This window comes from Mucilaginibacter metallidurans (assembly GCF_003286435.2).
Taxonomy (GTDB): Bacteria; Bacteroidota; Bacteroidia; order Sphingobacteriales; family Sphingobacteriaceae; genus Mucilaginibacter; species Mucilaginibacter gossypii.
In genome coordinates, this window is record NZ_CP043449.1 from 5691283 (window position 1) to 5713561 (window position 22279).

Annotated in this window: 27 protein-coding genes and 2 pseudogenes; 11 read left to right on the forward strand and 18 right to left on the reverse strand. The window is 43.3% G+C overall.

All coding sequences use genetic code 11. From position 1 onward, the window contains the following. Positions 1 to 78: 78 nt before the first annotated feature. From DIU38_RS24185 to istA, 4 genes are all read right to left on the reverse strand, one after another. A complete protein-coding gene (locus DIU38_RS24185) occupies positions 79 to 309 on the reverse strand; it encodes a hypothetical protein (protein WP_112653319.1) in 231 nt (76 codons plus the stop codon). A gap of 52 nt (positions 310 to 361) precedes the next feature. Then, positions 362 to 760, reverse strand: a complete 399-nt coding sequence (locus DIU38_RS24190) for a PH domain-containing protein (RefSeq protein WP_149354159.1) — start codon at positions 758 to 760, stop codon at positions 362 to 364. A gap of 218 nt (positions 761 to 978) precedes the next feature. Then, positions 979 to 1686: an IS21-like element helper ATPase IstB gene (gene istB, locus DIU38_RS24195; protein ID WP_149354026.1), complete on the reverse strand. Its 708-nt coding sequence runs from the start codon at positions 1684 to 1686 to the stop codon at positions 979 to 981. Positions 1687 to 1706: 20 nt separating this feature from the next. After that, the gene (gene istA, locus DIU38_RS24200) at positions 1707 to 3239 is read right to left on the reverse strand and encodes an IS21 family transposase (protein ID WP_243770679.1); all 1533 of its coding nucleotides are present in this window, start codon (positions 3237 to 3239) and stop codon (positions 1707 to 1709) included. Here istA and DIU38_RS24205 point away from each other — a divergent pair. Together DIU38_RS24205 and DIU38_RS24210 are read left to right on the forward strand one after the other, a co-directional pair. Next, entirely contained in the window at positions 3238 to 3699 is a 462-nt protein-coding gene (locus DIU38_RS24205; RefSeq protein WP_149354160.1) for a hypothetical protein, read from the forward strand. The genes istA and DIU38_RS24205 overlap by 2 nt on opposite strands. 37 nt (positions 3700 to 3736) lie before the next feature. Continuing rightward, positions 3737 to 5284: a hypothetical protein gene (locus tag DIU38_RS24210; protein ID WP_112659174.1), complete on the forward strand. Its 1548-nt coding sequence runs from the start codon at positions 3737 to 3739 to the stop codon at positions 5282 to 5284. Between the two features lie 122 nt (positions 5285 to 5406). Here the strand turns inward: DIU38_RS24210 and DIU38_RS24215 are convergent, their stop codons facing one another. The 3 genes from DIU38_RS24215 to DIU38_RS24225 all read right to left on the reverse strand — a co-directional run bounded on the left by DIU38_RS24215 (position 5407) and on the right by DIU38_RS24225 (position 8434). Further along, positions 5407 to 5721 carry a hypothetical protein gene (locus DIU38_RS24215; protein WP_149354161.1) on the reverse strand — a complete coding sequence of 105 codons (315 nt, stop codon included), beginning with the start codon at positions 5719 to 5721 and terminating at the stop codon, positions 5407 to 5409. Positions 5722 to 5778: 57 nt separating this feature from the next. Beyond that, positions 5779 to 7353, reverse strand: a complete 1575-nt coding sequence (locus tag DIU38_RS24220; protein WP_149354162.1) for a hypothetical protein — start codon at positions 7351 to 7353, stop codon at positions 5779 to 5781. A 139-nt stretch (positions 7354 to 7492) separates the two neighbouring features. Then, complete coding sequence (locus DIU38_RS24225; protein WP_112653392.1) at positions 7493 to 8434, reverse strand: hypothetical protein; 942 nt, start codon at positions 8432 to 8434, stop codon at positions 7493 to 7495. Between the two features lie 141 nt (positions 8435 to 8575). Here DIU38_RS24225 and DIU38_RS24230 point away from each other — a divergent pair, with 141 nt between their 5' ends. Continuing rightward, positions 8576 to 9316 (forward strand): hypothetical protein, encoded by a 741-nt coding sequence (locus tag DIU38_RS24230; RefSeq protein WP_112653393.1) that lies wholly within the window; start codon positions 8576 to 8578, stop codon positions 9314 to 9316. A gap of 67 nt (positions 9317 to 9383) precedes the next feature. Beyond that, on the forward strand, positions 9384 to 9713 hold the full coding sequence (locus DIU38_RS24235) for a hypothetical protein (protein ID WP_112653394.1): 330 nt from the start codon (positions 9384 to 9386) through the stop codon (positions 9711 to 9713). A gap of 190 nt (positions 9714 to 9903) precedes the next feature. Here DIU38_RS24235 and DIU38_RS24240 read toward each other — a convergent pair whose 3' ends face one another. The 10 genes from DIU38_RS24240 to DIU38_RS24285 are packed head-to-tail and all read right to left on the reverse strand — an operon-like array spanning position 9904 to position 16106. Further along, positions 9904 to 10707: a PRTRC system ThiF family protein gene (locus DIU38_RS24240; protein ID WP_112653395.1), complete on the reverse strand. Its 804-nt coding sequence runs from the start codon at positions 10705 to 10707 to the stop codon at positions 9904 to 9906. Further along, the gene (locus DIU38_RS24245; RefSeq protein WP_112653396.1) at positions 10704 to 11420 is read right to left on the reverse strand and encodes a PRTRC system protein B; all 717 of its coding nucleotides are present in this window, start codon (positions 11418 to 11420) and stop codon (positions 10704 to 10706) included. The genes DIU38_RS24240 and DIU38_RS24245 overlap by 4 nt, the downstream gene beginning before the upstream one ends. Beyond that, the gene (locus DIU38_RS24250) at positions 11417 to 12496 is read right to left on the reverse strand and encodes a hypothetical protein (RefSeq protein ID WP_146750396.1); all 1080 of its coding nucleotides are present in this window, start codon (positions 12494 to 12496) and stop codon (positions 11417 to 11419) included. Before DIU38_RS24250 ends, DIU38_RS24245 begins: the two co-directional genes overlap by 4 nt. A 54-nt stretch (positions 12497 to 12550) precedes the next feature. Beyond that, positions 12551 to 12766, reverse strand: coding sequence for a PRTRC system protein C (locus DIU38_RS24255; protein WP_112653398.1), 216 nt, complete (start codon positions 12764 to 12766; stop codon positions 12551 to 12553). A 17-nt stretch (positions 12767 to 12783) separates the two neighbouring features. Continuing rightward, a complete protein-coding gene (locus tag DIU38_RS24260) occupies positions 12784 to 13341 on the reverse strand; it encodes a hypothetical protein (protein WP_112653399.1) in 558 nt (185 codons plus the stop codon). 30 nt (positions 13342 to 13371) lie between these two features. After that, a complete protein-coding gene (locus DIU38_RS33585; protein ID WP_208057737.1) occupies positions 13372 to 13905 on the reverse strand; it encodes a hypothetical protein in 534 nt (177 codons plus the stop codon). Between the two features lie 11 nt (positions 13906 to 13916). After that, the gene (locus DIU38_RS24270) at positions 13917 to 14294 is read right to left on the reverse strand and encodes a hypothetical protein (protein ID WP_146750395.1); all 378 of its coding nucleotides are present in this window, start codon (positions 14292 to 14294) and stop codon (positions 13917 to 13919) included. An 11-nt stretch (positions 14295 to 14305) separates the two neighbouring features. Continuing rightward, positions 14306 to 14551: a hypothetical protein gene (locus DIU38_RS24275; RefSeq protein ID WP_112653401.1), complete on the reverse strand. Its 246-nt coding sequence runs from the start codon at positions 14549 to 14551 to the stop codon at positions 14306 to 14308. Positions 14552 to 14594: 43 nt separating this feature from the next. After that, positions 14595 to 15665 carry a DUF932 domain-containing protein gene (locus DIU38_RS24280; protein ID WP_112653402.1) on the reverse strand — a complete coding sequence of 357 codons (1071 nt, stop codon included), beginning with the start codon at positions 15663 to 15665 and terminating at the stop codon, positions 14595 to 14597. A 36-nt stretch (positions 15666 to 15701) separates the two neighbouring features. Continuing rightward, positions 15702 to 16106 carry a single-stranded DNA-binding protein gene (locus DIU38_RS24285; RefSeq protein WP_112653403.1) on the reverse strand — a complete coding sequence of 135 codons (405 nt, stop codon included), beginning with the start codon at positions 16104 to 16106 and terminating at the stop codon, positions 15702 to 15704. A 15-nt stretch (positions 16107 to 16121) separates the two neighbouring features. On the opposite strand from DIU38_RS24285, the gene DIU38_RS33215 reads away from it, so the two are divergent. The 3 genes from DIU38_RS33215 (at position 16122) to DIU38_RS24295 (ending at position 18546) form a co-directional block, all read left to right on the forward strand. Continuing rightward, positions 16122 to 16262, forward strand: coding sequence for a hypothetical protein (locus tag DIU38_RS33215; RefSeq protein ID WP_167516266.1), 141 nt, complete (start codon positions 16122 to 16124; stop codon positions 16260 to 16262). Between the two features lie 293 nt (positions 16263 to 16555). Continuing rightward, on the forward strand, positions 16556 to 17965 hold the full coding sequence (locus tag DIU38_RS24290) for an HNH endonuclease (protein WP_112653404.1): 1410 nt from the start codon (positions 16556 to 16558) through the stop codon (positions 17963 to 17965). A 212-nt stretch (positions 17966 to 18177) separates the two neighbouring features. Further along, entirely contained in the window at positions 18178 to 18546 is a 369-nt protein-coding gene (locus DIU38_RS24295; RefSeq protein WP_146750394.1) for a hypothetical protein, read from the forward strand. Between the two features lie 261 nt (positions 18547 to 18807). Here the strand turns inward: DIU38_RS24295 and DIU38_RS24300 are convergent, their stop codons facing one another. Beyond that, positions 18808 to 18990, reverse strand: coding sequence for a hypothetical protein (locus tag DIU38_RS24300; protein WP_112653406.1), 183 nt, complete (start codon positions 18988 to 18990; stop codon positions 18808 to 18810). A 346-nt stretch (positions 18991 to 19336) separates the two neighbouring features. On the opposite strand from DIU38_RS24300, the gene DIU38_RS24305 reads away from it, so the two are divergent. The 4 genes and pseudogenes from DIU38_RS24305 (at position 19337) to nhaA (ending at position 22159) form a co-directional block, all read left to right on the forward strand. Beyond that, on the forward strand, positions 19337 to 19588 hold the full coding sequence (locus tag DIU38_RS24305) for a hypothetical protein (RefSeq protein WP_149354163.1): 252 nt from the start codon (positions 19337 to 19339) through the stop codon (positions 19586 to 19588). Positions 19589 to 19593: 5 nt separating this feature from the next. Further along, positions 19594 to 20864 (forward strand): annotated as a pseudogene (locus DIU38_RS24310) (ammonium transporter). A 72-nt stretch (positions 20865 to 20936) separates the two neighbouring features. Next, entirely contained in the window at positions 20937 to 21134 is a 198-nt protein-coding gene (locus tag DIU38_RS34515) for a Na+/H+ antiporter NhaA (RefSeq protein WP_149354164.1), read from the forward strand. Between the two features lie 38 nt (positions 21135 to 21172). Continuing rightward, positions 21173 to 22159: pseudogene (gene nhaA, locus DIU38_RS34220) on the forward strand (Na+/H+ antiporter NhaA). Positions 22160 to 22279: the final 120 nt, after the last annotated feature.

Here is a 22279-nt window from a genome sequence, read left to right on the forward strand (position 1 = left end):
CAACCTAAACCTTATCACATACAGTGTTGAGCACTGTAATAATGTGGCCAATTTACATTAAAAATTTTAATTGTTGTGTTAACGATGACTGTTAGACCTTGATCGCATGTATTCGCGGAACATCCATTCTTCGTACTCGCGTTTCATCGCATTGCGTTTAGCACGCACATTGTAACGCCATAAGAATATTCCCCAGATCCCAAATGCGATTGCAAAACCCGGCCATGGGTTGTCCTTCATACTTAATGCACCGCAAAAAGCAAAGAAAGAAACCATGCAGGTAAAGATGAGGTGGATGAAATTTTTCATATCTTTTCTATAGTTAAATTTACTAATAAAGTTAGTATATCCCAAGCGAAATCTAATTTATTTCATAGATATGATTGTCCTGCCTGGCCTGTTGTACCCGCTCGCGGATGGTATCAATTATGTCCGATTCGGGAATGCCGAACATATAAACGGAGTGGTTTTCCAGGTCGGTAGTTATCAGCGTGACATCCATTAATTTAAATATTTGCTGAAAGAAAGATTGGGTAACAACGTAATCTTTGATGCGGAACATCTCTACCTGATCAGAACGTTTGCTGAATATACCACGCTGCAAACGGATGAGTTCTGCGGTGACATGGAAGGTATAGCTACGCAGATATAGCATGCGGTACCAGGCCGCACCGGTTACAGCGAGGCTGAATAGAATAAAATAATACGACAGCCACCAAGCCAGTAGCAGAAAGGTAATGGCAAATAATAGCAATGGCAAACATTTAAGGAAAGCCCAGATATGGGCGGGCTTTAACTCGATATCTTTAGCTGGTTGTATATTATGGAGATAGTGACCACCCTGTTTCGGGCCAAATTGACCCAGGGGTTAGCTGACTTTTGGGTTGCAGCAAATGCTATAAAAGCACGTACAAAAATAGTTATTTAAAAGGTAATTTCATTAGTGGCTGTTTTCCGGTTCTACGTTACGTTTTCTTCTCATAGATTCCCCTTTAGCTCGATACGGTGTGCATCATGAACGATCCGGTCCAGGATAGCATCAGCAATCGTTTTTTCACCGATCACCTCAAACCATTTACTGACCGGCAGCTGCGAAGTAATGATCAGCGAGGTCTTTCCGTGCCTGTCTTCAATGATCTCCATTAGTGCCGCCCTGCTTTGTGCATCAAATGGCTGGATACCAAAGTCGTCGAGTATGAGCAGTTGCTGGCGTTCGATCTTAGCCAGCTCTTTCATATAGGAGCCGTCGGCCTTGGCCATCTTGAGCTTGGCAAATAGTTTGGGCGTACTGGTGTACAATACCCGGTAGCCCAATACACAGGCCTGGTAGCCCACAGCAGAAGCAATATAGCTTTTACCGATACCTGTACTCCCGGTGATCAGCAGGTTCTCGAAGCGGTCAACAAACGTACAATCCGCCAGGCGCATGATCTGGTTGCGGTCAATACTTCGGTCAGCATGATAGTGAACATCTTCAATTGAAGCTTTATAGCGGAACCGGGCATATAGGATGGTGCGTTCAATACGCCTGTTCTGCCGGTCGTCCCATTCTGCATCTACCAGGTGGGCCAGCAGTTCATCTGCCGTGTAATCGTTTGTTTTACCGGTTTCCATGCTGCTTTTAAAGGCATGGAACATGCCGAAGAACTTCATCTTCCGCAGTTTGTCTAAGGTGCTTGTGTTCATGTTATTGTTGTTTTAAATGGTTATTTGTAATAGTCTTTTCCCCGGATATTACCATGATCAGGCATGGGCAGCTCATCGGCAAATATGCTTTCCTCATAGTTGTCCATCTTGTTTTCCAATATGGTTTGTATCGTTTTATAGCTATAAAGGCCATAACTGAGCCCTCGCTGACAGGCCATTATTAACCGGTCGTTCCCTGCTTTTTTTGCAAAGCCAAGTACTCCCAGGCAGGACTTGTAAGCCTGTTCGGGGTGTTGTTTACGCTCCAGTATCTGAAGGATATATAACCTGACATCCTCGTGGATGGAGGCCGCCCAATTGAGGAACATATCTGGCGTCCAGTCGCTTTTGAAGCGGTGGGCACTGGCCATGTGTTCTTTGTCGGTCGTATAACCATAGGGGTTCTTTTCGCGCGGGTGCAAAGCGATACGCTCATAATTGGAGTAGATCTCTACAATGGTACGGGAATATAACAGCTTAACCCGCTTGCCAATAAAGCGGTAAGGCACACTGTAATAGTGCTTATCAGGGCCGAGATTGACATGGCCGTTTTTGATCACCCTGGCATAGAAGTGCTTTTTGAACTGGTAACGCAATACCGGCAGCGGTGCCAGGGTCTGGCGCTCGATCTCTTCAAACTGTAGTTTCCTGCTGTAATTGCGCCCCTTGAGCAACTGGCTGTTATGGACTTCCAGAGCTTGCCGGATCGCCGTATTGAGTTCTGATAAAGAATGATAGATATGCTTGTTTAAAGGGGCGTATACCTTGGTATAAATGATCTTAACGGCGCCTTCTACTAATGCCTTGTCACGCGGGCGGTACGCCCGCGCTGGTAGAATGGTAGTCCCATAATGGTCGGCGAAGTCCTCAAACGTTTCGTTAAGGGTTGGTTCATAGCGGCTGCTTTTGGTTACAGCCGCTTTCAGGTTATCCGGTACAATGGCGGCAGGAACGCCGCCGATAAAGTGCAAAGTATTCTCGCAGGCCGCTATAAAGTCTTCCTTTTGCTGGCTCATAACAGCCTCTACGTAGGTGAGCTGGCTGGCACCAAGGATTGCTACAAAGACTTCTACTTCAATGACTTCACCGGTTTCCTTGTCCGTATAGTTCATCTTTTCACCCGCAAAATCGACGTATAGCTTGTCCCCGGCCTTGTGATCCATGTGCATGGTCGGGTTGACCCTGGTCTTCCATTGGTTGTAATACGTGCAAAACTGGGTATACTTATAGCCGTCGGGAAACTCTTTGATATAAGCTTCCCACAGGAGCTGCCGGTTCATCCCGGTCTTTTTGAGCTCTTTATCAACGTGTGGAAAGCAGCGCAGCATGGATTGCATACGGCTGCTTGGCTGGTTGTTTTCTCTGGTCTTGCCGAAAAGGTCTTCCAGTTCCTTATCATTCAGGTTATTAACTTCTTCAAAGGTAAAGCCGCTCTTCTTAAGGACCGCCAGGTACTTTCTTACGGTATTCCGGGATGATTCAATCTGGGCAGCTATAAATCGCGTGCTGCGACCCTGGCTGTTCATCCTTAAAATCTTTCTAATCTTACTCATGCTGATTGTCAAATTGGCCATCTTAGAACGGGTCTTTTGCCCTCAAAAGATGGTTGCTTCTACAGCATTTGCTATGCGTTTTGGTGGGTCAGTTTGCCCCGAAATACCATGGTCAGTTTGCCCCGAAACAGTGGGTCAGCTTGCGCCGAAATGGTGTGGTCTCATTCATCATAATCTCCATGTAGATGCAGAAAAAGAATATCGGTCATATACGGTCTATGAAAGAGAAGAAGAACCCGTTCCTGAGACCAACTCGAACATTCGGGAAGATTTACCTCCTTTGGCTCCTGGGTCTTTTTATATATACCCGTATAATCCCAATACTGACGAAAGACAGGTATCCTTAAAATTGATCATCGAATCAGTAGGCGTTTATACGATAAATGCTGTACAGATCAAAGCTGAAGCACATTCCGTTCAACGTCATCATTTTTCATTTAAAGAACTGAATGACGAATAAAACGAATTATTATTAATAAACCTTTATCACCTGTAACATGCCTTCCATCGCTAAAATTCACGAAAAACTGCTTGACCACCTAATCGAGCGCCGCAAAACTGATCCGGGATTGCTTTTTATGCCGCGCCAAAAGAATAATAATCAGCGCCTGGATAAAGGCTACTGGTTCTTAGGTAACGATAAGTACGTATTTGTGTGTCTTTGGCGAGGATCAGACTGGAAGGAAAAGGTAAATTTCATTGGGTTTGTAGTTATGCCGGATCGTAGCAGTTATATCGAACTGTCTGCTCAGGGGAATGAACAGGTTGTCCCCTTTTTAGAGAAGGTTGCTAAATTGGAAAAAGGCTTTGACCACCCCGGTACTAAACATAAATGGTTCAAGGCATTCCCCGGAAAGAATAACGATGAATATCTTAAAAATTTCGATTATTTCATTAAAATTTTTAAGCCAAAAGTTGACCACCTGCTTGAAATTGAAAACCCGCCTGGCATCTCCAAAGTATCGGACGCACAATTTCAGAAATTCGGCATAAAAGTGATCGAACTTCGGAACCGGCAGGTATTATTCGGAAAAAAAAACAAGATTACAAGGTTATCATGGAACGAGAACAATTGGCAATATCCATCCGGCTGGATGGGTAAATCGGCTAACCCCAAAACACATGAAGGGCAATATGGATTTGGATATGAAGAGTGGCTTTTTGACCGTACGAAATTAATCAAAGGCTATCATTATGGCTTTATTCAGGGCATGCAGTCCAAAAACCAAATCCACGCCGGCAAAATTTACAATGTTCATCTTTATGCTCAAAACAGTTCTCGAAACTATTATTATGTAGGCTGCATCAGGGATGCACAAGGAATTTCAAATGCAGAATCCAAAGAAGTTTACCAAATTTATCAAGCAAAAGGCTGGCTGTCAGAAATGGCGAAATCACTGGAACATGTCGAAGCCGATGTTGCCCATTTCAATAAAACCAAACCTGAGTTCCTATTTAATGTGCGTTTTAAGCTTCACAATATCGAGCAGAAGGCCGAAATGGAGGAACTGGCGGATATCGATGATAATATTACAACCGACCATTTTAAGCTGTTGCCCTACCGGGGAGAATATGTACCATCCCTAAATCCAATCGAACCGGAAGAAACGGACGAAGGCAAATTTAAAAATGAAGGCAAAAGAAAGCGTACATTTAACGGTGAACAGGAATACGACCCGATACATGACCGAATGCAAAATGCCATTGTTGAGCATTTACGGAGCGATCCTAAGTATGGTTATAAGCATGTATATATTGAAAAAAGCAGGGTAGATATTAAAGCCGTTTTGCCGGATGGAACCTGGCACTATTTTGAGATAAAGACCGACAGTCCTAAACGAAGCATACGCAATGCCATTGGCCAGGTAATGGAGTATGCCTACTATCCGGCCGTAGAGCGGGCAAAAAAAATTATTGTTGTTGGACAGCGGGAACCTGAGCCGAACTCTATAGATTATCTTGAATATTTACGGGAGCGGTTCGACCTTCCTATCTCATACCGCTCTTTCGATTGGGAGCGCTTGGAGCTTTCGCGCGATTATTGAAAAGTTTAGTTTTTTCAGAACGTAATAGTTCGAGTTTGTTCATTTTCTATTATCGGACAAAGATTCTGATATTATATAGTTAAAAATCCAGTACGAATAAGGCTGCAAAAATACTTTATAAATTACATCAGGCTTCGCTCAAAAAACTGCGGGAAGTTTTCTTTAAATATGGCTTCTTCGTAAACCACCACAATGATCTCTATCTCCTCTTTACTGTAGATCGCCTGTAAGCGTTCGGCATAGAAAACATTACCATCATCCAGCGCCTCAAACTTTTTGATCACTTTTTTATCGTCAAAAAAGTCAGCGATCCTAAAGTTAACCGCGTCGCCGGTCGCGGGGATATGCGGCGGGTTTTCAAAGATGATGTTCCTCGGACCATTATAAGCCGGGTAGAATAACTGGGTGTCAAATTCAAAGCGGACTTTCGTTTTCATAGGCTGACGGACTTGTTATTTTAAATTTCGCTATTAAATATCACAATTACAAATATCTCAGTGCGTATTAGTTGGCAACCCAAGTGGCTGGATTACATTACGTTTGAACCGTCCAAAGTAGGCATAGTCCGTAAAATCCTGAACCCTATGCGGTACCTTATCAAATTGATCCCAGGCCTTGGCAACGATTCCATAATATGGAAAACCTGCTTCTACCAGATTATTGGGCTTTTTAATAACCTTCTCCAACTCCGTCCGCAGGGTATCGGTCTGGCCGTTATCGGCTAAATTGCAATAGGTTCTAAATAATATATCAAGCATCCTGATCTTATCTTTTTCCGGGTATTGAGCTGACTCATTAACCACCTGCAATACCCTGCCGATGCAACTTGTAATATCGCAATACAAACCGGTATGCTCCTTTTCGTTGGCAAATTCAAGCCATTGCTGGAGGGTATCAAAAATGTTTTCGATGAATTTATGGCCCACAGTTTTGCTGACATCTTCCACAGGAGGATTTTTCTCCCATGCTTTGATGATCTTTTCAATGATCCGGTCATAATAAAAGAGCCAGAAGTGTTGGCCGTTATGTTGTTTATTGATCGCCTCGATAATCAAAATCTTAAAGAATTGGTAGGAGAACTGTGTCTTAAACTCCCAAAGCTGGTTGTCGGAAAAATATTCCTGATAAAGTGGACTATCCAGACCCTTTTGAATTTCCTCCTGGAGTTCATGTACCGCGGTATCACCGAAGGACTGCCAAATCTTGCTTTTCGCGGAAACCGTCAAATCTTCCAGTAAGCCCGATAGTATTTTATTTTCTTCGTGAAATCGTATCGGCTGACCTGTATCGAAGGATTCGCTTGCTTTCAGTTCCTTTTTTAACCAGTAATTTTTGTCCCGCAGCAATTCATTAAAAAAGGAGTTAATTAGTTCGTCGGGATATTGGTCGTGCTGAGCGGCGGTCAAGTGCATGTAAATCTCCGGAAAGAAATACGGACGAAGATTGGCGGCATGGCAAATAAATCCCGGCGTGTTAATAATAGAGTGAAGGACTCTACGGGCATATGTACTTCGGTTATTCCATGATAGCGGAAATAGCCCGGCTATAAATCCAGTCCACCAAATACCTACTTTAACTTGCCATGTTTCTGGTTCATCAATTTCAAGCTCCCGTTCGGAGTCATCGTTGTTTACTGGATTTTTACTCACCCATTGGATAATATCATTTTTGTGGTATCGCTCGATCAGGTCTATTAAAAAGGATAATTCCAAGTTCTCGATCTGCTTGCTATAAAAAGCATTGACCTTTTCAATCTGAAATTTGGCATAGAATGAACCGTAGATCTTATAAAAAAGGTAGATCAGGCTGATTAGGGTAATGATATACGCCCAATGCCGTGGCTGGTGCAAACCGAAACCATGAAAGTAAAGCGAATGGATCACCCAATCTTTTTGCTCAAAATCTTGATAAAACACAAAATAATTGATCAGCACCAAAGCCAGACCAAAAAGCCACCTGTCCAGTTTGGTGAATTTCAGCAGCAAGTGCGTCCGGTTCTTTTCATTAATGATGGCAATCAGCGCGATGATCAGCGTTAATAAAACAATAATGTCATTGATCGTCATCATAAAAAAGACTATTAAAAGTGAAAAGGGCTGTGCTTATTAGGTTTAAAGATACAGGTTTGCAGCATTTTAGAAACAAGCTGACCCAAAATGCAAAAGCCGGCAGAACTAAAAAGAACCGCCGGCCAGTTAGGTTATTTAATTATACCCCTATATAATCCAGATATTCCTGTAAAGTCAGTACGGATGTGCCGGAACCCTGCCGGATAGCGGTATTGATGATCGCTTTGTCGCCGGTTACAAAATACAGTTTGTCATTCCCTATAGAATGTTTACCAGCTCCAAACATCAGGGCTATATCCCAAACGAAATTCGCCCTGCTCGCCTGGTCAAGCGGAAAGTCACTATTAACTAAATTCTCGATCACCGTTTTAAATAAAGCGATAGGCTCAGGGAATTTTTCGAGAACAGATTTCGAAAAATCGGTAATCTGTTCGGCTGAATAAATATTGGAGTGGCCATTTTCAATTAGGTTAATGTGGGTCATGAAAATGTAGCCCTTTGCAATCTCGTAACTTGCACCATCTGATCTTAACCCAGTCAATAATTTTTGACGCTTCTTGGGGTCATTGCGAAATGGCATCCAATCAGTTGCTGCAGGATCGGTTTGCTTCACAAACTGGAACATCCCGTCAACAAATCCAGCCTCTCCCATATCCACTGAAGCTTTAATTGTTTGCAATTTATCATGAAAAATAGCAAACGTCGCTTCATTTGGATTGAGTGCAAGGTGCATGGAGATCTGTGCTATTGCATTATAGGTCTCTATTCGTTTGGCTGGAGTATCATTGAAATACATATGCGCCAGCAGTGCTTCGAACATCGGGAACATATTTACCTGAGCACGGTCGCCATTGTGCAGGTACATGGCCTTATTGGCGCGTAAGCAGCGGTCAAAAGCGTTGTCATTTTTATCCGCAAGGTGAGCTAACAGTTCCTGCGCTACAATCGGGCTGAACATCGTTTCGATGTCATTCTCCTTTTCCTTAACTTTAATTAAGGCGATACAGTCGTCTATTTCTTCAAACGTTTTGGTTGATACCAGGTTACGATAACCATTGGTATCGAAAATTACTTTAGCCATGTGATCGGGTTTAAATTATAAGTAAATCTATTATTACTTATCAAAATGGGTTATCGCGTTTCGCAATATGACAACGCTTAAACAAATCTTTCCGGGAACCGGCCTGAACGACTGTAACTTTGCTATCTTTAAAGATCGCCTATGGAATGGTATTTACCCTCAGAGAAACCCGCCAGCACTGTTAGTACGGGATTAACCGATATTATTTTTTGTGATAACGCCCGATATTATATGGGCAAAACCGGCCCTGATGGCAAGTGGTATGAATACCATACCGAAACTGTTTTAGATGCAGTGAATGCCTGGGCATTCCTGCCGGAAAGCCCGCTTCAAATTACGAACGCCATCGTTGTAGAGGACTGGCTGCCCGGCAATGGCCCGGTCAGCAATGCCTTCAGCCATTTCCTACTTTATGACAATGAGGAAATTGAGTATGCCAATATCAACAGTACGTTTTTCGATTCCCAAAACCGCACCTTTAAGGAAGTAAGCCACCACCTGGTGTTGCCTAATGTGCCTTTGCGTCTTTTCACCAAGGCTGCTATTGTTAAACAAATGCAGGGCTTTCTAAAGGAGATCCTATTGAAACCTGCGCTAAAAAGCCTGAAGCTAAACGCGTATTTAGAAACCTGCCTGTATATAGCAGTAAAGGAAATGATAAACACGACGACGAACGGGGTACGCCGGAATTACCTGGTACAGGGTGATGTTTATTTAAAAGAGGTAGTCAACCGTTGGGCTTTCCAGGTTAATAATGGGCTGAATAAAGCTGCGGGGAAAGATTATATCAGGCAACCACTGGGTACCGTACTCGCACCTGCAGATACCAAAGCACAAAAAGAGATCACCGATATTCTCGAACTGGTCACCAAAAACGTATAGGCTGAAAAAAAATATCCCCTTAAACAAGGTATAGGAAAATGGAGAAATTCCCGCTATCTTTAGGATAATGAACAACCTATATCCAAACACACAAAACGAACCTAAACCGATAGTGCAGCTTGGCGCATTAGCATTGGGTATTTATGCTTTAAATAAGCTTTTTAGTACGGGACATGACACCGTGAATTACACCTTATGGCATAGAAGAAAGCTCGTTTACCACGGGATCTGTTATGCCGACCGGATAGAGAAAAGGTTGGATGAGCATGAACGTAACGGCCTGTACTTTGATGAGTACGATCACGACCATGCCAAACCCAGGGAAAATGCGGCGAAACTGGAAAAAAGGCTGATCCAAAAAGATAGGCCGAAATACAACTACCAGCATAATTATTAAAAACGGCCTGTGTTTCGTTAAAGCGGGGAAACCCCGAGAAGGCGCTGCTTTAATGAATTCAGGCTACCTTATCGCCGCCCGGCCTGTTGCGGATCAAGGAGCAAGTGGCCGGGTGGCGCGATTTTTTTCGCTTCCCCCAAACAAAGAGGCGGGATTTCTCCCGCACTTCATTAGCACATTATACCGATTATCAGGCTACTTTTAACGGCACGGTTTTAAACTTCTTGATATTGATAAATACACCACGGTATTCTATCATACCCTCACAGAGCAGTTGCCAAAGCAATTCCGCACCGTTAACGGCCAAGCCCGTATTCACAAATAAATCCTGTTTCTTTAGGGCTTCTGCCTGTGAACAGCTTGGTTCGTCGTTGTCGTCTACTTCCTCCAACAGGTGTTTAAATTCGTCGGTAACTTTGGGCAGTTCTGCAACGGTACGGAAACGTTCGGAGTCGGGCTGTTTTATTTCGGTTAAGGTGGCTAACAATACCTGTCCTGTAATCCTGCCGTTACCACAATCCATCCAGTAAAAGGGTTGGGCACGGTCGTTACGGCTATTTCTGCAAACTTTGCGTAAAGCGTTAGCAATATCAAAACGTGCGCTAACGGTATCTACACAGGTAATGTAGATATTGGCTTTACCCAATGATGGCAACAGGTGCAGCGTGTTGGTGCTGTACCTTTCGGGTACGGCTTTCCAGTTGGTCCCATTGCTCCGGTTGATACGGTTAACCAAGATAACAGATTTGAAATGCCCGATTTCAGATTGGGCAAACATCTGCCGTCCCCTGTTCGCATCGCTGATGATGTCATCATCAAACACATTGACCTGCAAGCCGGGGCGACCGAATGCCTGTAAGGATATATGTATCCTGAGCAGTTCGGTGAGCATGCGGTGGCCTGTGCCACCTGCACCGATCAGGTTAACAGTTATGGGGTTGGTCGGGTCAACCAATGAACCGGCGGTAAAATGTATGGCGGGTAGTGTTTTCATTTGATGAGGTCTTTAACGGTGGTTTTAAATGGGATTAAGTTATCGGCGGGAAACGGTTCATCAGTTCCTATTAACTTCTTCCAAAGCTGAACGATGTTACCTTTAACAGGGCTTACGCCTCCGAGGGTATGGCTGAAAAAGCTATTGAAAAAATAGATTTGCCATTGGCGCATAAATTCCTCTAAGCCGCATTCTTTAGGAATTTGGATAGATACCGTACCGAGGCATACTTTACCATCGGCATAAATATTAAAGTACGGGGCTTTGTGCAGGGTTGATGTTAAACTAACAGGCTCGTCCGTATACAGTGCATAAACGTACAGGGTGGTGCGGGAAGCTTTCCAAACCATCGGCGGGATATAAGCCTCCCCGTTGGGGATGCCTAAATCGTCCTTAAATAAAAGCCTGACCTTTTGCGCCGGGGTCTGCCAAAGAGCGAAAGCATTGCGCCCCCGGTTGATATAGAGCACGTTTTTAGGCATTAAGCCAACCGGGTCTAAAAAACCGGTCTGCAAATCTTCGGAGGTATCAAGGGCTTTAGCTAAAGAAATACTTTCCTGTAAGGATAAAGGGTGCGCATTAATGGGCTTTCCGTTTTTGTCCATATCGAATGCTTCCACATAAACATTTTTCTCCTGAGGTTCGCGATAAATAACAAAAGCCTTCAGTGGTTCGTATAGTTTTCCAAAATTATGGGTGATATTCTTTCTCATGGTAAATCAAATAAAATGGTGGATAAACTGAGTACCAGTTCATATAGCCGGTGTTCAAATTCAAGGGTGCGGGGTTGGTTGGTGTTGCCTTCATAATCAACGACGATGGTTGGCTGATGGACGTAGCTGAAATTCCCGAGGTATTCATTTACATTCTGCTCGATCCTGTCGTAAAGCCAGCCTGTACCATCCGCAATAAATGAGATATAGGCATCGCATCCGGCAGTGTCATCCCAATCCTCCAAATCGCTCAGGTGTTGCCAAATGTGATTGCCCGGAAATTCCCTGTAGAGGGACAAAGCCTCAGCAGCCACGTTCAAACAATCTTCATCCCGCTGATTCTGCGGTTGGAAACGCTGAATTGCTTTTTCCAGATTTTGCAGGTGGTAGGGACTGCGGATTTTTCGCAGCATGATGTCGCTGCATATTTCGGTGCGGTTGATGTCGGCCATATCTTCTTCGTAATCGTCAGGATTTTCTTCCATTGTTTCTAAAAAATATTCTTTAAACATTTCATATTCTCCGGCCATAAAACTCTCCTGTTCCCTGTGGTAAGGAACTCCGGCCTCCCGGTACAGGTAGGACATCACCGCCAGTAGAAGATTACCCGTTGCCCTGTTTTTACTGTCCCGCAGGAATCGGTAGAGCGGGATAACAGGAATATAATACAGGGTTTGCCCGAACTCAAATTCCTGTTTCGTTGAGAGCGCAATGCCATCATTATCATCTTTGGTAATGACCAGTTGAACTTCGTAGGGCTGCCTGTTCAGCTTGATGGACAGGTCACGATGGCTGAGTAAGATGTTGTAAGGGTATGGCAGGTGGCTTACATCCAACTGCTGTATTCCGTTCACATTACACAATTCCGTTACCGATTGAAAATACCCCTGCTCAACTTTTGCCCGGTCGGGCAATTGCAGTTCCGGCACGCAAAGCGGCAAAAAGCGATGGTTCAGAAAACCATCGGCACATGAGGCAAGGGTATTGATTTGGCTTTGTCCCTTTGCACGGCTGCTGCGTCCGGCAGTTGGTTGAGGCTTTCTGCGAATGTTGCTAATTGTTGATAGAGTTTGCATTGTCTTTTTGATTTAGGCAGGCTGATAAAGCCTGCCTGTGTGTTGTTTTTCATGTTATCCTTTTGTGCCTAATGTGGTGACAAACTGGTATTGGGCGGTGTCGTTCTTAAATTCCGGCCCTATAATTTTGGCGGTTGCCAAAATAGCATACAGGGTAGCATAGGAATTGCACACTTCTTCGGGGCTGAGGTTTCTATCGGGGTCGGTCAATACTATTTCCTGCCCGTTTTCTTTATGGATAAAAACCCGTGGTAATAAATCGCTAAACATGGTCGTATCGGTTAGGGTTAGAATAATCTGATTTGTGCCAATTGTTCCTTTTTGCGGTTGAGGTCATTCCGCAGGTTTTTTAATTCGGCTTCCTTTTCGGGGTATTCCTCAATTGTAGGTAACAGGGCTAAAGCTTCCTCGTATTTGCAATCAGCCTGTAAATCATTGATTGCTTTGATAGCCGTATCGTATGCCTTTTTCTTTTCCGCTTTCGGGTCGGGCAGTTCCTGGTCAGGGCTTTTGGCAACCGTTGGCGTTGCGGGTTTGGCGGTCATGGTGGCTTTGGACAGGTTTTTTGCTTTTTCTATCCCTTTGCGGTAGTCTTCCATATTGTGGAACACACCCGCCGTCTCCTGTATAGGTCTTTCTATGGTATCAAAAAAGGTGCTGTCTACCTCTTCGGCTGTACCGCTAACAATAAAGGGCGGTACAACCTTGGCAGCCTGTATGCCGTTTTTGGGCAGGTTATACAAACCCATGATTTTTACTTTGCCCTGCTCGTCGGTGGTAATGCTGATATTCCAAACGCCGGGAGCGTTTAAATTGATGATATTTTGAAAAAAGTTAGTTGTCATTTTGGTAAAATTTGAATGGTTAATTATTGGTTATTGCGGCTTTTCGTCTTTTAGGATGATGAGGGTATTGCCCTGCATTTTGTAGATAAAAGCGCCGTTGGATAACAGGCTACGGCGGTGCAACTCTACACCCTCGTCATCCCATTTGAAGTCCGGCAACCCGTTAATGCGTTTCACCAGTTCCTTATTGGATACGTCCCTGAATTTGCGTTTAGTGAATAATTCGGTTTCCGTTTCAAGTTTTTTGAGGTAAGAAATGTAACGGCCTGTCAGGTTAATGCCTCTTTTAAAGGTGTTCTTACTTTGGTTATAATGTTCCTCGTAAAACTCGATATGCTCGTTTTTGAGGTCAATGAGGTAACGATATTCGGCGTTGGTGCGCTGTTCATCCATTGTACAGTGTTCGGTAATCAATGCCAGTTCCTTTTTAGCATCACTAAAAGAAAGTAAAGGCAATAGCAAATGCTCTACAATGTATCCCTGTTCGGGTGCGCTGCTGCTGTCTGCTACGCATTGCAGTTTGTCGCCGTTTGATAACGTGATATGAAGATTTGAACGTGTCATGTTTTTAGAAATTAAGGATTAAAGAATAGGTCTATGGCGGTTTTAAACTTGGGGTCGCCGTGTTTGCCCTGTTCAGTATAGGTTACGAGGCAATGGTTTAAATACAAAGCGCCATAACCGTCAAATAACTGGTCGGCAAAAACGCTGCTGCTTTTTTCCAGTTGCTTGCCGTACCGCTTGATTTTGCGGTCGGCTTCTTCGGATAATTCAAACCAAAAATCCACGCCGAACAATTGGTTTTTCCAAACCTTGCGGACTTCATCGGGGTGGGTTCTCATGTATTCGGAAAGTTCGCGGGTAAAGGCTAAAAAGCCGGGTATTTCGTGTATAAATAAGCCATGAATCATTTTGGCCTTATCTACATTAGTGAAGCTATTTAATGTTTTCATGTTCATGGGGATTAGTATTTCAGTCTTTTCAGTTCGTCAGCGACTTCACCTTCATGTTTATTACCCGCATCGAATAACAGGTAAGATTTGCCATCCTCGAAAGTGTCGTCCTGCTCACGGGGCGGTGATACAAGTACCGGCCCATCTTTGTAAGCGTGCAGATCGTAGTCTACAACGACTACTTCACATTCCGGCAGATTGGTAGCGACTGCTGCAATCAGTCCGCCATGTATGGTTATAATTATTTTAGGTTTCATAGCAAATTTTATTTTAAGGGGGATTGCTCCCCCTTTGGGTGGTTTAGTTAAGTGTTAAGAAACTGTCGTTAAGGTGTTTGGAAAAATCCCTGCATAGATCGAATGCGGTTTGGCCTTTTAGTTTGGCGTTGCCCTCAATGATGGATTTAAATTTGGCTTCTTCGTCTTTGTAGTTGCGGACGTTTTGGAAATAACCGGTTATGGCATTGTAGGCACCAAACACAGTTCCCGCTGTTGTTTCCATCTGCTGTGAGGGGCTGGTCATGGCATACTCAAAAGCCTTATCTACCATGTTGGTGTAAACGGTGGATAGTTCTTCGTTTTTCCCGTTTAACAGGTTTTGTACGGTTTCCTTATTGGGTGCAAGTGCCATTTCAATCAGCTTTTTCACCTCTTTATCGGTGATGCGCACTTTTGACCAATGATTAAAAATATCGTTCAAGTCGTTGGACATATTGTTCGTGATGCCCATAAGGGTATGCGCCTGTTTCAGGCGGTCGTTTGCCGAGGCGGTATGCCTGATTTTGATAGCGTTGCGGTGGTTAGACAAGGCAGCGTTAAGGGTATTATTGCACACAATACGCACAGGGGTAAAAGCAGCCATGATACTGCCGAGGCCATCGTGCGAGGTGGTCAGGAAAAGGTATTGTTCAATAAAATCATTCTTGCCGACTTTAATATAGCCGGGGAGTTTAGCAGTAATAAAAATCCGTTCGCCTTTTCCTAAAGCCCCTGCGGTTTCGTACAGGATACCATCCCCACCACCTACGATAGCATCAAAAAAGCTGAATGCATCACGGTTTTGTACGATTTCGTAATCCTTACCCACAACGCCTAAAACCTGCTCGGTATCGGTTCGGATGGTGGCAAAGTAATTGGGTACATCAATTTCAGGTATTAGCAGATCGTTGTCAGGGTCGCCGTTGTGGTTTTCGGTATCATACGTAAATAAGGGGCGTTTTTCTACGGAATAGTCCAGTCCTGCATATTGGATGGCTTGGGTGCTGGTCGGGTAATCTTCCACGATTTTGCCTAATCCGTGCCATGCTTTTTCTTTACGACTGAAAAAGCTATATTCATTGGTATTGCTATTGAAATTTAAGTTATGAGCCATGATAGTAAATTTTAAATGTTTGAAATAATGAGTTGATTAAAATGGCAGGTCGTCGTCAGCCCCTGCGCCTGTGGTGTATGGCGGATTGTTCTCCACTTTTTCCGGTTCGGCTTCCGTGCGGGGTGCACTGCTCAGGGATGAAAAAAGCTTGATCTTGTCCACGGAGCAAACGAGCCTGGATTTGGCGGTTTGGTCTTTGTTGCTGAGATAGGCTTCGGCTTCCACCCAGCCGTTAATTTCCACGATTGCCCCTTTGGTGAGGTAAATTGCAAGGCCGGGGTTTACCCAGTAAGAGCAATCAACAAAGACAGATTTTTCTTTTTTGTCGCCCGCTTTGGTCTTGAACTTGGTGTTCAGGGCTACGGTGAAATTGGTGACTTTCTTGTCGTTTTTGAGTTCTTTGACCTCGGCGTCAGCCGTCAGTCTTCCTGTGAAAAGCATAAAAATTTGTTTTTAATGAATAAATATTTCGTTTCGCTTTCCTTTTCCCGCCGTGACTTTTGGGATGATTTTTTTCAAAAGAAAAAGGGAAAAAAGAAAGCAAATCGTAACGCCCGTGGAGAGAAGAAAGGAAACGGAATAAGTGCCGGAGGCTGAAGGAACGAGGTACGAGTGACTGAATTATGCCGTAGTCTTTTTTCAACCAAAAGACTACTACGGGCGTGATTTTAGCTGCGCTTTTTACCCGTTTCGACTGAAAAAAAATATGATTTAATAAAAAATGCCATTGGAGCCGTAGGCGATAAGAAATCTCACATGACTGCTCTTTTTTTCAATTTATAGTATGAAAATTTAATTTTCCAAAAAGGATCAATATGGCAATAGGCCACAACCCATATCGAAGGAAATTCCATAAATTTGACTATATGCTAATTTTCTAATGCCTTATCATGCCTGAAACTGAACGCTCCACTTGTATTTTTTGTGATAACCCATTGGACGGCTCCGATGAACACATCATACCCGATAGTGTTAATGGGCGACTGCACTCAAAGACATTGATCTGCGCGTCCTGTAATCAAAAATTTGGCAGTAGGCTTGATCCTGTCATCAAGGAGGCCCTGCATTTTGTATTGTTTGCGTTGGGTGTTGGTAATGTAAAAAAAATGAAAGTTACAGACCAGGCCGGGAAAGCATTTACTGTTGACCAGGCTGGAAAAATGAAAGAAGTCGCTCCCGAAATAGAAGTGATCAAACGGGAGGACGGAAAGATCGCTCTCCAGGTGGACGGAGATAAAAATTTAGTTCCACAGGCGTTCGCTAAGAAGGCGACCAGGCTTTTCGGAAAAAATGCTTTAAAGTTATTGGATCAAAAAGCAATTCATGTAGAAGAGAAAGTGCATTTTTTAGCAGAAGTAAAGGGAGAAACAGCAGTTGAAATCACGCCTAAGCTTAAACTGGCTCTTAATAAGATTTTGACAGAGTTCTATGCTTTTTCCGACCTTCCGCTTGCACCTTTAAAGCCCAGGCTGGACAGAATTTTTGCACTTGATGAAAGCGGCGATGATATGGAGATCTGTAATTTTGATCTGGAAGTAAGACAACCGGAGGAAGCTGTTGTATCCCATTTGATCGTCATCCGCTCTGATCCGGAAAAAAAACAACTTATCGGGTATGTAGAGATCTTCAATATCATTTGCGGCCATACTGTATTTATGAATGCCTATGAAGGGCCGGAGATCGATATTAGTTATCAGCAGAACGCGATAACCGGAAAGAAAATTGATTCCCCTGTATCATTAAACCTCGGTGCTGTTGGTGCTACCGAAGAGAAATTCGACAAGCTGATTAACAAGGCATTTGAAAATGCACGGTCTTCTGATCAGCTAACCCGGTTTAATGCTATACTTGAGGATATCAAAGTTCAATTAGGGGCGGAACTTGAAGCTAAAAAGATCACGGCTGCTGAACATGATGAAAAATTGCTCAATGCCGGGATCCAGTTAGCGGCGGAAATGATGGTATATGACTTCCCTGACGATGTGGATGATTTCACGGAGGAAGAGGAAAAAATGGTAAACTACATCCATTCGATCATTAAAGAATCCGGCAAAGAAGAATTCGAATTATGTTACCAAAAATTGGTCGGCAGAGAATACTCTTTTCAAGAAGATCGGATGACCTATGTAATGGAATCTTTTAATTATAAAAGACATCCGCCAAAAAAGGGAGAAAGCCGTTTTCAGGTCTATGGCTATTTTAGGGCAAAAGATGGCAGCAAGGAAAAGTACATTCTGGTAAGAGATATTTTCGATTCACTCAAATTGACACCACCACCTCCGGATGCAAGCTGGCTTTAATCACCGACTACCACCGCGGGCCGGATCGGACCAGGCATTAGTGGAAACCCGCTCCCCGTTAGGGATAGCAATGGAAATCCTTTGAAAAAGATTGCAATAAATAGCCCGGCCGAAGGCAACGGCCTGATCGTTTTATTGGGCGCATGAAGGGTGTGTTTTTTGTTTGGGAGCCTTATCTTCGTCGTTGCCGAAAAATAGGCCTTGGAGTTAAGATGACAGATGAAACAATCTCAAAAATTATTAAGGCGCTGAATAAGCCAAACCCTAAGTTTTTTATCGCAGCGCAGCCGATTGGCTTTGATGTGCATTTTGGTTTGGTATGGATAGACCTGGATTTTAAGAAAACGGGAAACCATGAGCCGAAGAATTTCTATTTTATCGGTAACGGGAAGGGAAAGTTTGTGGGTGCAGTGTATGATATGGTGAGTGACCTTCATTGGTATGTTGAACCGGCAAGCAGAAAAAAAGGCTACCTGGGCAGGGCCTTAAGCAATGCGATACTGCCGCATTCGGCACGTTCGCGTCGTAAACAGGAGATCAGCATAGATGAAGAAAATATAGGAGAAGAGAATTATATTTAATGATATTATAGATGCAGCAGCGCATGATCGGGTAAAAATTCAAGGGCAAACTATTGACAAACAAATTCAACCAATGTTTAATATAGCCCTGATATAGTTTACTCCTATGTTGGCAATATTCACGCCTATCGACATATCTTACGTCAAAAACCGAATCTAAAATCATATTGGCCAAACTAATAAGATTCATTATCGGGTTACCTGGCCATTATTATATATATGTGTTTAATTGAAAACTATAGATTATGCCGCTGTAGTAATCTAAAACTCCTTTTCCTCTTGTTTGAACATTTCGATATAACCATCCTCGTTAACGGCATACTTTGATCGTTCTTCCGTTGCCTGCTCTTTGGAAAGCTTAACCCGCCTTCTTTTCTGGGTCGGCAACAAGGGCAAGGCAATTATGCACAAAAACAGCGCAATTTTAACGATTGTAGCTATCATTTTTGTTCGAATTATGGCATTTTATTGAAATGATCGTCGTTTTAATATATTTTTCATTAAACCAACGGTGAATTTTGAATTTTAACAATATTTCACATCGTTTAGACTATATAAAAACATATTAAAGCCGGAAATCTTTTATAAAACTATCCATAACGCATTTTAAAATGAAGATTAATTAAAATTCTAAGGCTTTTCTAAGGTTTTCATCTGATTTCATTGCGTACTTTTAGCATAAATCACAAATAATGAGTAAAAAAAATTAACTATCACCCATTAAAATCCTTTATATATTAAAAAAAGCTTAAAAAGTCACACAATTTCAAACTAACTAAACCACTTAACAATGAAAATCAAAATTCTACAAAAAAAAATCCCCGCGTACCTGGTTTTAGGTATGATTTTACTCATTGCTTTTGTTTTAATCGAGCCTGTCCGTTCTTTTGCACAGGATTCAACTGGTGGAAAGACCGGTACCATTACTGATGTTACAGCGGCTAAACCCGGTGCACCTACTGCCGCCGAACTTGGGACGCCGTTGGTCACAACAAAATCGCCATCAACATTATGTGGACGCTTATTGCTGGTTTCTTGGTGATGTTCATGCAAGCCGGTTTCGCCTTGGTTGAAACTGGTTTTACGCAAAAGAAAAACGTCGCTCACACCATGGGATGAACTTTTTGGTTTATGCATTGGGTATGTTTGGTTTCTGGATCTGCGGCTTCGCCTTTATGTTCGGCGGTGCTTTAAACGCGGCAACTTTAGGTGGTGCACCTGGTGTAGTCAGCCATGAGATCATTATACATATGTTTGGTCATGATTTTGGAATCGCCGGATCTGTAGGCTTTTTCCTGAACAGCAAGGTGTATGATGTGGGTGTATTTACACTGTTCCTGTTTCAAATGGTGTTCATGGATACTACCGCCACCATCCCTACAGGCTCAATGGCCGAAAGATGGTCATTTAAATCATTCCTCATCTTCGGTCTATTCATCTCCATGTTCGTATACCCTCTGTATGGCAACTGGGTATGGGGCGGCGGCTGGTTGTCTCAGTTAGGAGCTAACTTCCATTTAGGTCATGGCATGGTTGATTTTGCTGGCTCATCAGTTGTACACATGGTAGGTGGTGTTGCTGCACTTGCCGGTGCTATCATTATTGGGCCGCGTATTGGCAAATTCAATGCCGACGGTACTGCTAATACTATTCCCGGTCACAATATACCGATGGCTTTACTGGGTACATTCATCCTGGCTTTGGGTTGGTTTGGCTTCAACCCCGGTTCAACATTAGCCGGCGGCGATTTCCGTATCAGCATTGTTGCGGTGAATACCATGATGGCCGGAACCGCCGGAACGCTTGCCGTATTGGTACTGCTTTATATGCAGAAAAAGAAACCGGATCCGGGCATGCTGGCCAACGGTATGCTGGCCGGCTTAGTGGCAATTACAGCTCCCTGTGCTTTCGTAAACTCGATATCATCGGTTATTATCGGCGCGATAGCAGGTTGCCTGGTAGTTTTGACGATTCATTTAATGGATAATAAATTCAGGATCGATGATCCTGTAGGCGCTTTTGCAGTTCATGGTGTAAATGGAGCCTGGGGTGTACTGTCATTAGGCTTATTTGCCGATGGTTCTTACGGTGATGGCTGGAATGGTGTCGCAGGCCCGGTAAAAGGTTTGTTTTATGGTGATGCCAGCCAGTTTGGCGCGCAATGCGTAGGTACGCTCACCTGCGGAGTTTTTGTATTCATAGTGATGTATATCTTCTTCAAGATATCAAATAAAATTACCCCAATAAGGGTAAAAGCGGAAGACGAAGTTGCCGGATTGGACATACCAGAAATGGGTGTTTTGGGCTACGTCGATTAATTAAGTTTGAAAGTTGAAAATTACCTGCCTGCGAGGGGCAGGTAATTTTATTAAAAGGAAAGGGAATATAACATGAAAAGGATATTATTAAAAGCCATCAATCCATTAAGGATCTTAATTAATGACAGCCGTTTTACCGGCCTGATGTTAATTGCCTGCACCGTACTTTCCATGTGCCTGGCCAATTCGGGATTCGCGACTGCTTACAAACAGTTTTGGCATGGCGATCTGGTAACGCTTTCATCTATACCCCTGCCGAGAACTTTTTAAGCTGGATCAATAATTTCCTGATGGCTTTTTTCTTTTTGATGGCTGGCATGGAAATCAAACGGGAACTGGTCAGCGGAGAACTTTCATCTTTTAAAAAGGCAGTACTTCCTTTTGGAGCGGCCTTGGCGGCATGACCGTGCCTGCACTGATATTCGTTGCATTTAACCTGCATACCAGTTATTTACATGGCTGGGGAATACCAACAGCTACCGACATCGCATTCTCGGTTGGTATAGCCTCCCTGCTGGGCAAACGAATACCTGTAGGTTTAAAGATACTATTAATGGCACTTGCTATCATTGATGACCTTGGTGCTATTGTGGTAATAGCGCTGTTTTACGGGGACACATCAACTGGCTTTTCCTTGGTATCGGCGCGGCTCTTTATGCAGCCTTGTTTGCGGTAAATTATTTCAAAATAAGATTCGGCCCTGTGCAAATATTATTGTCCCTTGGCCTTTGGTACTCGTTTTTCAACTCCGGCATCGAATCAAGTATTGTGGGGTTTTGGTAGCATTTGCCACTCCTGTACATATATTACCACAAATTGAAAAAGCCATTCACCGCTATGTTAATTTTTTAATCATACCCCTGTTTGCCTTGGCTAATACGGCGATCCTGTTACCGGATCACATTATCAGCGCATTAGGTACCACAGTTGGCCTGGGGGTTATTTTTGGTCTGGTTATAGGAAAACCAATAGGCATCTTCCTGTTCAGCCGGATATTGGTTGCCTGTAAAATTGCCAGTCTGCCGCGTAATGTGCAGTGGAAACAGGTGTTCGGCATGGGCACTTTGGCAGGTATAGGTTTCACCATGTCGATATTCACCACTATGCTGGCGTTTAAGGCGGAAGCCTATCAGGATATCGCTAAGGTCGCCATATTGGTCAGTGTTTTACTTTCATTAATATTCAGCATGGCTTATTTCCTGATCATTAGTGTTAACATGAAATTTGAGCATGCTGATGAAACGAAACACGTTCCTGCAACGCCGGAAGGTAAACTGGAACTGGAATTAGGATAAGTTATATACTCATAAATATATCTTGTTTCGGGGCATTATTTTAGGGAAATAATGACGGTTATTTAAAGCTTCGGACTAATCAACCGGAGCTTTATCTGTATATTGGATTATTGTCCGTTA

What these genes read in the sequence shown, in the direction of transcription:
- DIU38_RS24185 (WP_112653319.1), bottom strand. Translation starts at nt 309, where the DNA reads ATGAAAAATTTCATCCACCTCATCTTTACCTGCATGGTTTCTTTCTTT.
- istB (WP_149354026.1), bottom strand. Translation starts at nt 1,686, where the DNA reads ATGAACACAAGCACCTTAGACAAACTGCGGAAGATGAAGTTCTTCGGC.
- DIU38_RS24205 (WP_149354160.1), top strand. Translation starts at nt 3,238, where the DNA reads ATGCTGATTGTCAAATTGGCCATCTTAGAACGGGTCTTTTGCCCTCAA.
- istA (WP_243770679.1), bottom strand. Translation starts at nt 3,239, where the DNA reads ATGAGTAAGATTAGAAAGATTTTAAGGATGAACAGCCAGGGTCGCAGC.
- DIU38_RS24210 (WP_112659174.1), top strand. Translation starts at nt 3,737, where the DNA reads ATGCCTTCCATCGCTAAAATTCACGAAAAACTGCTTGACCACCTAATC.
- DIU38_RS24215 (WP_149354161.1), bottom strand. Translation starts at nt 5,721, where the DNA reads ATGAAAACGAAAGTCCGCTTTGAATTTGACACCCAGTTATTCTACCCG.
- DIU38_RS24220 (WP_149354162.1), bottom strand. Translation starts at nt 7,353, where the DNA reads ATGATGACGATCAATGACATTATTGTTTTATTAACGCTGATCATCGCG.
- DIU38_RS24225 (WP_112653392.1), bottom strand. Translation starts at nt 8,434, where the DNA reads ATGGCTAAAGTAATTTTCGATACCAATGGTTATCGTAACCTGGTATCA.
- DIU38_RS24230 (WP_112653393.1), top strand. Translation starts at nt 8,576, where the DNA reads ATGGAATGGTATTTACCCTCAGAGAAACCCGCCAGCACTGTTAGTACG.
- DIU38_RS24235 (WP_112653394.1), top strand. Translation starts at nt 9,384, where the DNA reads ATGAACAACCTATATCCAAACACACAAAACGAACCTAAACCGATAGTG.
- DIU38_RS24240 (WP_112653395.1), bottom strand. Translation starts at nt 10,707, where the DNA reads ATGAAAACACTACCCGCCATACATTTTACCGCCGGTTCATTGGTTGAC.
- DIU38_RS24245 (WP_112653396.1), bottom strand. Translation starts at nt 11,420, where the DNA reads ATGAGAAAGAATATCACCCATAATTTTGGAAAACTATACGAACCACTG.
- DIU38_RS24250 (WP_146750396.1), bottom strand. Translation starts at nt 12,496, where the DNA reads ATGCAAACTCTATCAACAATTAGCAACATTCGCAGAAAGCCTCAACCA.
- DIU38_RS24255 (WP_112653398.1), bottom strand. Translation starts at nt 12,766, where the DNA reads ATGTTTAGCGATTTATTACCACGGGTTTTTATCCATAAAGAAAACGGG.
- DIU38_RS24260 (WP_112653399.1), bottom strand. Translation starts at nt 13,341, where the DNA reads ATGACAACTAACTTTTTTCAAAATATCATCAATTTAAACGCTCCCGGC.
- DIU38_RS33585 (WP_208057737.1), bottom strand. Translation starts at nt 13,905, where the DNA reads ATGACACGTTCAAATCTTCATATCACGTTATCAAACGGCGACAAACTG.
- DIU38_RS24270 (WP_146750395.1), bottom strand. Translation starts at nt 14,294, where the DNA reads ATGAAAACATTAAATAGCTTCACTAATGTAGATAAGGCCAAAATGATT.
- DIU38_RS24275 (WP_112653401.1), bottom strand. Translation starts at nt 14,551, where the DNA reads ATGAAACCTAAAATAATTATAACCATACATGGCGGACTGATTGCAGCA.
- DIU38_RS24280 (WP_112653402.1), bottom strand. Translation starts at nt 15,665, where the DNA reads ATGGCTCATAACTTAAATTTCAATAGCAATACCAATGAATATAGCTTT.
- DIU38_RS24285 (WP_112653403.1), bottom strand. Translation starts at nt 16,106, where the DNA reads ATGCTTTTCACAGGAAGACTGACGGCTGACGCCGAGGTCAAAGAACTC.
- DIU38_RS33215 (WP_167516266.1), top strand. Translation starts at nt 16,122, where the DNA reads ATGAATAAATATTTCGTTTCGCTTTCCTTTTCCCGCCGTGACTTTTGG.
- DIU38_RS24290 (WP_112653404.1), top strand. Translation starts at nt 16,556, where the DNA reads ATGCCTGAAACTGAACGCTCCACTTGTATTTTTTGTGATAACCCATTG.
- DIU38_RS24295 (WP_146750394.1), top strand. Translation starts at nt 18,178, where the DNA reads ATGACAGATGAAACAATCTCAAAAATTATTAAGGCGCTGAATAAGCCA.
- DIU38_RS24300 (WP_112653406.1), bottom strand. Translation starts at nt 18,990, where the DNA reads ATGATAGCTACAATCGTTAAAATTGCGCTGTTTTTGTGCATAATTGCC.
- DIU38_RS24305 (WP_149354163.1), top strand. Translation starts at nt 19,337, where the DNA reads ATGAAAATCAAAATTCTACAAAAAAAAATCCCCGCGTACCTGGTTTTA.
- DIU38_RS34515 (WP_149354164.1), top strand. Translation starts at nt 20,937, where the DNA reads ATGAAAAGGATATTATTAAAAGCCATCAATCCATTAAGGATCTTAATT.